Raw genomic sequence first — 11,311 nt, forward strand, 5'->3', positions numbered from 1 at the left:
GCGTCTATCTCAGAGGAGGGGAGACGAATGAGTGAGTTGATTTGCCTTCAAATTGCTATGGCCCTCTGGCTGGCTCATGTGCTTGTCCAGGTTCTCGTCGCACGCTCGGAGTTCGGTGACGACTATCTGTTTTCGTCACGCGACGAACAGAAGCAGCCGAAGGGAACAGTGTGCGGGCGCGCCAGCCGGGCTCTGGAGAACTATGTCCAGAACCTTGTTCCTTTTGTAGCGCTCGATCTGGCGCTGATTGCTGTTGGCAACGTCGGCGGCATGGGCGCTACGATCTGGATCATCGCGCGGATACTTTACTTTCCAGCCTATCTGGCCGGCGTAAAATTCCTGCGCACCGGCCTTTGGTTGATTTCAATTGCCGGCCTGATCATGATGTTCGTGCAGCTGATGTAGGCCGGTGTAGCCGCCGGCCTTGCAGTCTACAGTGCGCTTTCCATGACAGCCGTTAAACGCCGGCCGAATTCGACCGGATCGGCCGGCGATTCGCCATCGGCGATACGCGCCTGATCGAAAAGGAGGTGCGCGGCGTCCTTGAGCAGGGAATCGTTTTCGGCATCAGCCTGTCCGGCCCGGTTCGCAAGCTTTTTCACCATAGCGTGGCCCGGGTTTATCTCCAGAATGCGCGGCATGCCGCCGCCCTGCAGCCGGCCGTGACGCTTGAGCAGACGCTCAAGGTTGACGTCCATGTCGCCTTCATCGGCAATCAGGCAGACAGGGCTTTCGGTCAGACGCTTGGACGAACGGACATCCTTCACTTCGGCGCCGAGTTCCTGTCTGATCGCAGCGATCAGGCTGTCGATCGACGCCGCGTCGTCGTCTTCCTTTTTTTCATCCGCAGTCTCTTCGCCCTTGATCGCGTCGAGATCCGCAGCGCCTCTCGTGATCGACTTGAATGGCTTGCCTTCATACTCCGTGACGTGCTGCATCCAGAATTCGTCGACTGGATCTGAGAGCAACAGAACCTCGATGCCCTTTGCCTTGAAGCCTTCGAGATGCGGCGAATGGGCGATCTTTGCAGCGTCTTCGCCGGCGATGTAGTAGATCGCCTCCTGGCCTTCCTTCATTCGACCCACATAGTCTGCGAGGCTGACCTGCCCGCTACCTTGCGTCGAGGTGAACCGGCAGATTTCCAGTATCCGGTCGCGCAGGGTTGCGTCCTCGATCAGGCCTTCCTTCACGACGGCGCCGAAATTGCTCCAGAACGTTTCGTACTCGTCCGGTTTCTTCTCGGCCTTCTTCTTGATCTCGGTGAGGACCTTCTTCGTCAGACCTGTCCGGATCTTCGCCAGTTTCGGATCGGTCTGCAGCATCTCGCGCGAGATGTTCAGGGTGAGATCCTCCGAATCCACGACGCCGCGCAGGAAGCGCAGCCAGGTCGGCAACAGGCCGCTTGTATCCTCGGTGATGAAGACCCGGTTTACATAAAGCTTTACGTGACCTTTGCGTTCAGGCTCGAACAGATCGAAAGGCTGGGTGGAGGGGATGTAGAGCAGGTTGATGTAGCTTACCACGCCTTCCACGCGATTGTGGATCGTCATCCACGGATCATCGAAGGCGTGAGCGATGTGATGATAGAATTCCCTGTGTTGCTCTTCGGTGATTTCCTTCGGCTGCCTGGTCCAGATCGCCGAGGCCTCGTTGAGGGTCTCGTCGCCGAGTTTGACCGGAAAGCCGATGTGATCGGAATAGGTCTTGATGATGTGGCGGATGCGCGTCTCTTCAAGGAACTCCTTGGCGTCCTTCTTGATGTGAAGCGTTACAGTCGTGCCGCGTTCGTCTCGCTCTGCAGGTTCAATCGAGAATTCGCCTTTACCGTCCGACGACCAGAGCCAGGCCTCCTGCTCGCCTGCCTTTCTGGTGACGACGTCAACCCGGTCGGAAACCATGAATGCGGAGTAGAAGCCGACGCCGAACTGGCCGATAAGGCTGAGATCGCTTTTGCCGTTCTTCTTGTCGCCCTTGTCCAGCGTCTCAAGGTAGGCGGCCGTGCCGGAGCGGGCGATCGTGCCCAGTGTTTCCAGCAGGTCGTCATGATTCATGCCGACGCCATTGTCTCGAATCGTGATGGTCTTGGCTTTCGCGTCAAGGCTGATGTCGATGCGGAATTGCTGATCGCCCTCGACGAGAGAGGGCGCGGTGATCGCCAGATAGCGCAGCCTGTCGCATGCGTCCGATGCGTTGGAGACCAGTTCGCGAAGAAAGATCTCGCGATTGGAGTAGAGCGAGCCCGCAACGATATCGAGAAGCCGACCGACTTCGGTCTGGAACGAGTATGTTTCCTTAGCAGCCGTTTCGCTCATGGTGGGACAAATCCTCTAGCTTTTTAACGATTATGGTTGAGCTGCCGCTGATATAGGCGGACATGCGCTGGGTCACAAGTCTGGTGTAGCTGCATGGCGTTTGCCCGGTGGCTACAGAGCGTGGACCTTGGGCTTGACCCTACGCTGGGCGGCGACAAGCCTGTCAAAGAGGGCGCCGAGTTCTTCCGAAGGCTGCAAGCCTGAAGGACCGCCCTTGTCCAGCAAGTGCTCGAATGGACTTCTGAGCATCTTGGAAAGGTCCGGTTCACAAGTGAAATCGCCGACGACAGACTTCACCTTGGAATTGTCGAACATCACGGAATAGGCCCTGTCGCCCAAAAGGGGGCCGCGCCATTCTTCCCGGAACCGAACCAGAGTGTCGGTCGGAACATGGACGAGATCGACCTGCACGCCAAGCAGGCTTCCTATTGTCGTGTAGATCATATCCCACGGCCAGGCATGGTCGGAGGTGATGTGGAAATCACGGTTGATCGCCGCGGATTTGCCGAAGAGACGGACGAACGGAACGGCGAAATCCTCGCTGCGGGTTAGCGTCCAAAGCGCTGCGCCGTCACCGGGCACAATGATCGGTTTGTTGGCGAGCATGCGATGCAGAGCCGTGTCGCCCTCCGACATGGCGGTCGGAAATCGCTTCCTGATCGTGTGACTGGGACGAACGATCGTGTAAGGAAGGGCTTTTTCCGCCTGCAACAACTGCTCGCAGGCCGCCTTCCGGCGGCTGTACTCCCAATAGGGATTTACCAGAGGCGTCGTCTCGACAATTGGGACACGGCTGACCGGTTTTGCGTAGGCCGAGGCGGTGGATATGAAAACGTACTGACCGACCTTGTCCCTGAAGACGTCAATGTCGCGTTGAAGCTGTTCAGGATGGAAGACCAGGAACTGGCAAACGATGTCAAAGCCTTGCTCGACCGCCGCGCGATAGGCTGCGTCATCGGAAAAATCACAGTCAATGTGCTTGACTTGCAGGGGGAGCCGTTCACCGGATCGCCCGCGATTGAGGACAGTCACGTCGAAGCCCTTCCGGACCGCTTCATGAACACAGGCCCACGAAATTTCACCGGTTCCGCCGACAAACAATACGCTCAAACTCACTACGCACTACTCCAGCTTCGGCGAAGACGCCGACAGTGTCGCCGAACTGTCATAATGGAAGAAACTATGACCATATTGCGGAGAAACGGCTGTTTCTCGCGATCAAATATCCGGATGAGACATCACGCGCCGGATTCGGATGATCTGCCGTTGCGGGTCATAACGAACGCCGAAATTGCGATGCCTATTGCAACCAGTCCGATCAGTATGGTGGCGAGCGCGTTGACATCGGGACTGACCCCCAGGCGGACCTTCGAAAAGATCAGCATGGGCAAGGTGGTCGATCCAGGCCCGGCGACGAAGCTTGCAATAACGAGATCGTCCAGCGACAGCGTGAAGGCGAGAAGCCAGCCTGATACGAGCGCCGGCGCGATGCTTGGCAGTGTCACGTCGAAGAAGATGCGCAAGGGTTTGGCGCCAAGGTCGGCGGCGGCTTCCTCGACCGAGCGATCGACATTGATGAGGCGCGTTTCGACAACGACGGCGACATAAGCCATACAGAACGTCGTGTGGGCAATGATGATCGTGAGCAATCCTCGACCCGCCGGCCACCCGAAAAGCGATTCCATCGTGACGAAGAGCAGAAGCAGGGAAATGCCGGTTATGACGTCCGGCATGACCAGCGGGGCGGTCGTCATGCCGCTGAAGAGTTCGCGAAACCGGAAACGGCCATATCGAACGAGCGCCAGCGAGGCCATCGTGCCCAGAACGAGAGAAATGGTCGCGCTCGCCACAGCCACTTTCAGACTGATCCACGCGGCGCCGAGGATTTGCGGATCACGCAACAATTCGCCGTACCATTTCGTCGAGAACCCGCTCCATACGGTGACGAGGCGGGACTCGTTGAAACTGTAGACGACAAGCGACAGGATCGGCGCATAGAGAAAGATGAAGCCGATGAGCGCCATGATCGAGAGAAGGGGGCTGCGTTTCATCGTCCCCCCTTATCCGCGCGCCCGGCGGAAGCGCACGAGCGGCAGGACAATGATCGCCAGCAGCACCATGGCGACAGCAGACGCCACCGGCCAGTCGCGGTTGTTGAAGAATTCCGTCCACAGAATTTTACCGATCATCAGCGTATCGGGCCCGCCAAGCAGCGCGGGAATGACGAATTCGCCGATCGCCGGAATGAAGACGAGCATGGAGCCGGCGATAATGCCTGGCAGCGACATTGGCAGAATCACCGTGAGGAATGTGGTTGCGGGCTTTGCGCCGAGATCCGCGGCGGCTTCCAGCAGCGCCGGATCAAGCCGCGACAGATTGGCGTAGAGCGGCAGGATCATGAACGGAAGGTATGTGTAGACGATGCCGATATAGACCGCGAAATTGGTCTGCAGCATGACCAGCGGTTCGTCGATGATCCCCATTGCAATCAGCGTATTGTTGATAACGCCGGTGCTTCTCAGGATCCCGATCCAGGCGTATACGCGCAACAGAAACGAAGTCCAGAAAGGCAGTATGACGAGCATCAGAAGTATATTGCGTCGCCTGGCCGGAGAGCGTGCGATATACCATGCCATCGGATAGCCGATGAGCAGGGCGAATATGGTCGAGACCGCTGCTATTTGAACGGAAGATATCAGCGAGAGCAGATAAAGCGGATCTTCCAGAAGGAACTGGTAGTTGCCCAGGTTGAGCGTGATCAGCAACCGACCGTCTTCCCAGGATGTCAGGGGGAGATAAGGCGGTCGAGCCATCGCGGCTTCGGAAAACGAGATCTTGAAGACGACGAGGAACGGGGCGAGAAAGAAGATCAGCAGCCAGACCATCGGCACCGCGATCACCAGAAGGCGGCGGTGCTTCAGGAAAAAACTGCCGACCGCCGCTGTCATGACGTCAGCACCACGCCGGACGCGGCGTCCCATGAAACGAAAACAGGATCGTCCCAGGTTATCGGTTCCTGTGCCGAGCGCTCCTGGTTCGTGCGTATCAGGTCGATCTGTTTTCCGGTTTTCAGCCGCACACGAAAGATCGACAGATTGCCGCGATAGGCAATCTCCTCGACCACGCCCTCGACAACGTTGTCGACGCCGTCGGGCCGATGGCGACTGATCTCCGGTTTTTCCGGTCGGAGCGCAAACCACAGGCGCTGACTGGGCGAGCAACTCACGCCGTGGGAGACATTGATCGTCATGTCCGCGTCCTCGCAACGGATGAGCGTCCGGTCCGGATCGGTTTCGGCGACGACGCCCTCGAACATGTTCACCGAGCCGATGAAATCCGCGACGAAGCGGTTGAGGGGATATTCGTAGATCTCTCGGGGCTCTGCGACTTGCTCGATGACGCCGTTGCGCATGACGCCAATACGCGTCGCCAGCGTCATTGCCTCTTCCTGGTCATGCGTGACGACTACGAATGTGACGCCGAGCTTTTCCTGGATGTTGACCAGTTCGAACTGGGTTTCTTCGCGCAGCTTCTTGTCGAGCGCGGCAAGAGGTTCGTCAAGCAGCAGAAGTTTGGGCCGCTTGATCAGGGAGCGCGCAAGCGCGACACGCTGGCGCTGCCCGCCGGACAACTGGTCCGGCTTTCGCCGCTCCATCCCGGACAACTGGACCAGCTTGATCATGTCGGCAACGCGGTCTGTGACCTCGGAGCGGGGAATGCCGTCGCGATAGAGGCCGTAGGCGATGTTTCGCTCGACATTCATGTGAGGAAAAAGCGCATAGGACTGGAACATGATGTTGGTCGGCCGGTCCCAAGGCGAGATGCCGGCCATGTCCTGTCCGTCGATTTCGATGCGGCCGGAGGAAACAGTTTCCAATCCGGCCAGCATCCTCAGCAAGGTTGTCTTGCCGCAGCCCGAACTGCCGAGAAGGCAGAACAATTCGCCCTTGTATATGTCGAGCGAAACGTTGTTGACCGCGACAACGGGTCCGAAGCTTCGCGAGACATCGACGATACGGACGAACGGTTCCGAACCGTTGCGCCACGGCATATCCGAAGGCGACTGGCGCTCATTCATGCCTGCCATCCTCCGGCGGCGACAGGGCGGGCTTCACTGACCGGTCTTGACCGATGTCCACAAACGATTGACCAGACGATCGGCGGAAGGCGGCTGCGGCTTGTCGGCGAAGAGGTTGTCGAGGACTTCCTGCGGAGGGAATATGCCCGGATCGGACGTAATCTCCTCGTCGATCAGCGGCATGGCCGCCTTGTTGGCGCTGGCGTACCAGACATAGTTGGTGATGTCGGCCGTGATCTGCGGATCCATGATGAAGTTGATGAAGGCGTGCGCTTCTTCCGGGTGCGGGGCGTCGGCCGGGATGGCGAGGACGTCGAACCACTGAAGCGCGCCTTCCTTCGGAATGACATAGGCGATGCTGACGCCGTTATCGGCTTCGTCCGCCCGGTCGCGTGACTGAAACAGGTCGCCGGACCAGCCCATGGCGAGGCAAATGTCGCCGTTGGCAAGGTCGTTGATATATTGCGACGAGTGGAAGTAGCGGATGTAGGGACGAACCGATTTCATCAAATCGGCTGCTTCCTCCAGTTCCTTCTTGTCGAAGGAATTCGGATCGTAACCGAGATAGTTGAGGGCGGCGGGAAAAAGCTCCGTCGGCGCGTCAAGCACGGCGACGCCGCAGTCTTGCAGTTTGGAGACAACCTCCGGATCGAAAAGAACGGCCCAGGAGTCGACAACGTAATCGTCTCCAAGCCTCTCTGCGATCATGTCCTCATTGTAGCCGAGGCCCGTCGTGCCCCACATGTAGATCACCGAATGCGCGTTGTCGGCGTCGTATTCGGCAGCCTGTTTCATCAAGCCGGCGTCCATGTTGGCGAGATTGGGAAGCTTTGACTTGTCGAGCGGCTGGTAGACGTCGGCCTGCATCTGCCGCTGCAGGAAGTCGCCGGTCGGAACAACGATATCATATCCCGTATTGCCGGACAGAAGCTTGGATTCCAGGACCTCGTTGCTGTCGTAAACGTCGTAGACGACCTTGATGCCCGTTGCTTCCGTGAACTTGTCCAGTGTGTCCTCGGCAATATAGTCGGACCAGTTGTAGACGTTGACGACCCGGTCCTGGGCGTTGGCGCCCATGGCCAGAATCGCAAAAGCGACACCGGCGCTGAGAAGTACTTTTTTCGAGATCATGAAAACCACCCGTGTTCCCTTGTTATGAGTGTGTTGGTTCAATGAATAAGCACAAAAACGCAGGCGTGCAATGACAGGAATCCGTCAGCGAATGTTTCGTCGTCGTCAGCCGGGCGGCTGTTCATCCGGCGTTCAGATTCAAACTGCAATCTGAACGCCGGAGAGGGCCGGCCAAACCCGCAAATGTCGGCCGGCTGGGGGAAAACCGGGCGTTTGCACAGGGCGCCCGGTTTTTCATTACCGCTTCAAATGCCGCGTCAGCCGGCGTTCCAGCCAGTTCCAGACATTGCGAAGAACTTCGACAATCAACAGATAAAAAATAGCCGCCCAGATGTAGGTCTGGAAATCAAATGTGCGGGAATAGGCGCGTCTTGTTTCGCCTGTCAGGTCGAGAACGGTGATGATGGCTACGACAGCCGATCCCTTGATCATCAGGATGATCTCGTTGCCATAGGGCCTTAACGCCACGATCATGGCCTGGGGCAACACGACCTTTCGATAGATCTGGACGCGGTTAAGGCCCAGCGCCTGACCGCCCTCGACTTGTCCTTTCGGAACGCTCTGGATGGCGCCTCTTAGAATTTCGGCCTGATAGGCTGCGGTGTTCAGCGTGAAGGCCAGAATTGCGCAGTTCCACGGTTCGCGGAAGAATCCCCATAGACCGACGGCTTCAAGCTGGTGCCGGAACTCGCCGAGACCGTAGTAGAAAAGGAAGAGTTGCGCGATCAGCGGCGTGCCGCGGAAGAAATATACGTAGCCGTAGGCGACGCCGGAAAACAGCGGATTACGGCTCATTCTCCCGGCGACGACCGGTATCGAGACAAGCGCGCCGAGAACGATCGAGATGCTGACAAGCGTCAGTGTCACGCCAAGACCGGACAGATATTTCGGGCCGTATCGGGCGACCTTGGCGGGATCCCAGGCGCTGAAGAGGAAGTAGATCAGGCCTACGCCAACGATCAACCAGAACGCCATGGCGATGGCGCCGGTTGTCTTGGCGGCGGACCAGCCCGGCGCGACTGCCGGCGGCGGACTGCGGGGCGGGATCATCTGCTCGGCGAAACTCATACCCGAACCTCCGATCGCCTGACGCGTCGCTCGACGGCGCTGATGAATATCGAGGAGACGATTGCAAGCAGCAGGTAGAGCAGGCACGCGATGCCGAAAAAGAGAAAGGCCTCCTTGCTGACGCGGGCGGCGATTCCCGCCTGGCGAAGGATGTCCGGCAGGCCGATCACCGACACGAGCGCGGTGTCCTTGAGCAGGATCATCCACAGATTTCCGAGGCCGGGGAGAGCGATGCGCACCAGTTGAGGCAGGATGACCTTCGTCATCGTGCGGACCTTGCCGAGCCCAAGTGCATAAGCGCCTTCATATTGCCCGACCGGAATGGCCTTGAAGGCGGACAAAAGGACTTCGCTTGAGAAAGCTGAGAAGACGACGCCCAACGCCATCATGCCGGCAAGAAACGAATTGATTTCGATGCCGCCCTCGACGCCAAAAAACAACAACGTTTGTCTGAAGCCGATCTGCAGGCCGAAATAGACCAGAAACAGCGTGAGGAGTTCCGGCAATCCCCGGAAGATGGTCGTAAAGATTTCCGCGGCAAGCCGCAGCTGCTTCACCTCGCTTTGCTTGGCGAGCGCGAGAAGAAATCCGATGAACAAGCCGAATGGAAGAGTGGCGAGCGCCAGGCCGCCGGTGACCAGAAAACCATACATGATCTGGTCCATCCAGCCATTCGGCCCGAAACTCAGAAGGGTCAAGGTCCGATCCATGACGTCAGACCGGATGAGGCGCTGATTGAATGATCATGCAGAACCTGTGCTGCAGGATGAAGCATCCCGCAGCAAATGGCGCTTGAGGCGCGGCTTAGTCGCCATACACATCAAATTCAAAGTACTTGTCGTTGATTTCCTCGTATTTTCCGTTTGCGCGGATAGCGGCGATTGCCTGTGTGAAGGCGTCGCGCAGTTCTTCCTCGCCCTTGCGGACGGCAATGCCCGCGCCGGGTCCATTGATCACCAGGTCGGTCGGAAGCGTGCTCAGGATCATGCAGCAGGCGCCGTCGTCCGAATTCAGCCAATCGCTGAGGACGACGACGTCGTCAATGGCGGCGTCGATGCGGCCGCTTGCAAGGTCCAGCTTGTACTCGTCAGGCGTCGGATAGAGCCGCAGATCCGTGGAAGGAAACTTTTCTTCCGCGTAGTTGGAATGGGTGGTCGAGCTCTGCGCGCCGAGCACCTTTCCGTCGAGGCCAGCGTCCGTTGCGTCGGTGATGTCGGAATCCTTCGGCACGGCGATCGCCGGCGGCGTGTTGTAATACTTCTCGCTGAAATCGACCTGCTCGAGACGCTCGTCCGTGATCGACATGGACGCGATGATGGCGTCGAATTTTCCTGCCATCAGCGACGGGATCATGCCGTCCCAGTCATTGGTCACGAATTCGCATTCGACCTTCATCTCTTCGCAGAGCGCGATGGCGATGTCGATGTCGAAGCCTTCGAGCTTGCCGTCGGACGTCAGGTTGTTGAACGGAGGGTAGGCGCCTTCCGTCCCGATCTTGATTTTCTTCATTTGCGCCTGAGCGGCGCCCATGCCGACGGCGACCACGAGGGCGGCCGCCCCGAAAGTGATATATTTGGAGAAACGCATGTGTCAGTTCCCTTTTATTCTGCAGTTTGTCTTTGGCGCCGAAACGCGATTGGAGACGGCGTGCTCCGTCCTGTCCACGATATTCCCATTGTTTTTTGCGAAAAAGCAATATCGAATCTTTGCTGTCCGGAAGCTCCGGGCGCAACAAGGGGGAGGACGCCATGCTTACACTTATCGGCCGGCGCAGTTCTTTCAACGTTCAAAAGGTCGCGTGGCTGCTCGCGGAACTTGACCTGCCGCATCGTCACATAGAACTTGGCGGCGCGTTTGGCGGGCTGGATACGCCCGAGTTCCGATTGATGAATCCGCACGGGAAGGTTCCTGTTCTCAAAGACGGCGATACTGTTTTGTGGGAATCCCACGCCATTCTGAGATATTTGGCGTCCCTTCATGCGAAGAACCACGCTCTCTGGCCCGAAGACATCGCTGAACGCGCTAATGTCGACTCCTGGATGGACTGGTCGCAGACGACGCTTCAGGTGGCTTTTCTCACGGGCGTTTTCTGGGGCTACTACCGCACGCCAGAAGCACAGCGCGATACGCAGTCGATTGAGCGGAGCGTCGCGCGCTGCGCCGACCATTTTCGACTGCTGGACACCGTGATGGCCGACAAGCCATGGCTTTTTGGAGAGGCGATGACTCTCGCCGACATTACGATCGGCACGCACCTCTATCGCTATTTCGAGGTCGATATCGATCGGCCGGATATCCCCAATATCGTGCGTTGGTATGAGCGGTTGAAGCAACGTTCGGCTTATCGCGACGCCGTCATGGTTCCGTTCGACGAGTTGTTCGGGCGATTGGAGTATTGACGGATGGATTTGGCGCATTCGGTTGCAGATGAGAGATTATGGTGAAAGATAATAATGTAAGATATTGAAATAAATAATAATAATAAGAATGCTTTTTTCCCGTATGATTTGGCTTTGTTTCGGGATTCTGTGTTTTTAGGCTTGTCATCTCTGGCCACGCAGACGCGTGGCCGCTGGATCGCGGGTGAAGCCCGCAATGAGCGACTATCTGTGCTGTCAAGTTGCATTTGCAAACTCTGTTCTCGCATCGCGCGCTTTGGCGTTGAGGATGACGAGAAGTTTGCGTGCAAGCGCAATGCGGATGACCATTTTCGGTTTTCCGG

The 11,311-nt window shown here is 57.7% G+C and carries 11 protein-coding genes and 1 pseudogene; 2 read left to right on the top strand and 10 right to left on the bottom strand.

The features are described from left to right. Positions 1-27: 27 nt before the first annotated feature. Entirely contained in the window at positions 28-405 is a 378-nt protein-coding gene (locus K1W69_RS21900) for an MAPEG family protein (RefSeq protein ID WP_220230562.1), read from the top strand. Positions 406-431: 26 nt separating this feature from the next. Here K1W69_RS21900 and htpG read toward each other — a convergent pair whose 3' ends face one another. From htpG to K1W69_RS21945, 9 genes are all read right to left on the bottom strand, one after another. Beyond that, the gene (gene htpG / locus K1W69_RS21905; protein WP_220230563.1) at positions 432-2,312 is read right to left on the bottom strand and encodes a molecular chaperone HtpG; all 1,881 of its coding nucleotides are present in this window, start codon (positions 2,310-2,312) and stop codon (positions 432-434) included. Positions 2,313-2,423: 111 nt separating this feature from the next. Next, the gene (locus K1W69_RS21910) at positions 2,424-3,428 is read right to left on the bottom strand and encodes an NAD-dependent epimerase/dehydratase family protein (protein ID WP_220230564.1); all 1,005 of its coding nucleotides are present in this window, start codon (positions 3,426-3,428) and stop codon (positions 2,424-2,426) included. A 122-nt stretch (positions 3,429-3,550) separates the two neighbouring features. Continuing rightward, positions 3,551-4,363, bottom strand: coding sequence for an ABC transporter permease subunit (locus K1W69_RS21915; RefSeq protein ID WP_220230565.1), 813 nt, complete (start codon positions 4,361-4,363; stop codon positions 3,551-3,553). Between the two features lie 9 nt (positions 4,364-4,372). Further along, positions 4,373-5,260 (bottom strand): ABC transporter permease subunit, encoded by an 888-nt coding sequence (locus tag K1W69_RS21920; protein ID WP_220230566.1) that lies wholly within the window; start codon positions 5,258-5,260, stop codon positions 4,373-4,375. Continuing rightward, on the bottom strand, positions 5,257-6,390 hold the full coding sequence (locus K1W69_RS21925) for an ABC transporter ATP-binding protein (protein WP_220230567.1): 1,134 nt from the start codon (positions 6,388-6,390) through the stop codon (positions 5,257-5,259). The genes K1W69_RS21920 and K1W69_RS21925 overlap by 4 nt, the downstream gene beginning before the upstream one ends. Positions 6,391-6,423: 33 nt before the next feature. Next, positions 6,424-7,521, bottom strand: coding sequence for a polyamine ABC transporter substrate-binding protein (locus tag K1W69_RS21930; protein ID WP_220230568.1), 1,098 nt, complete (start codon positions 7,519-7,521; stop codon positions 6,424-6,426). Positions 7,522-7,758: 237 nt separating this feature from the next. Beyond that, entirely contained in the window at positions 7,759-8,589 is an 831-nt protein-coding gene (locus K1W69_RS21935; protein WP_220230569.1) for an ABC transporter permease, read from the bottom strand. After that, positions 8,586-9,299, bottom strand: a complete 714-nt coding sequence (locus K1W69_RS21940; RefSeq protein WP_220230570.1) for an ABC transporter permease — start codon at positions 9,297-9,299, stop codon at positions 8,586-8,588. Before K1W69_RS21940 ends, K1W69_RS21935 begins: the two co-directional genes overlap by 4 nt. A gap of 94 nt (positions 9,300-9,393) precedes the next feature. Then, a complete protein-coding gene (locus tag K1W69_RS21945) occupies positions 9,394-10,176 on the bottom strand; it encodes an ABC transporter substrate-binding protein (RefSeq protein WP_220230571.1) in 783 nt (260 codons plus the stop codon). A 161-nt stretch (positions 10,177-10,337) separates the two neighbouring features. Between K1W69_RS21945 and K1W69_RS21950 the strand changes: the two genes are divergently transcribed. After that, positions 10,338-10,988: a glutathione S-transferase family protein gene (locus K1W69_RS21950; RefSeq protein ID WP_220230572.1), complete on the top strand. Its 651-nt coding sequence runs from the start codon at positions 10,338-10,340 to the stop codon at positions 10,986-10,988. Between the two features lie 216 nt (positions 10,989-11,204). On the opposite strand, the pseudogene K1W69_RS21955 reads toward K1W69_RS21950, so the two are convergent. Further along, a pseudogene (locus K1W69_RS21955) lies at positions 11,205-11,311 on the bottom strand (IS110 family transposase); the annotation flags it as partial.

Source organism: Flavimaribacter sediminis, assembly GCF_019492055.1.
GTDB lineage: Bacteria > Pseudomonadota > Alphaproteobacteria > Rhizobiales > Rhizobiaceae > Flavimaribacter > Flavimaribacter sediminis.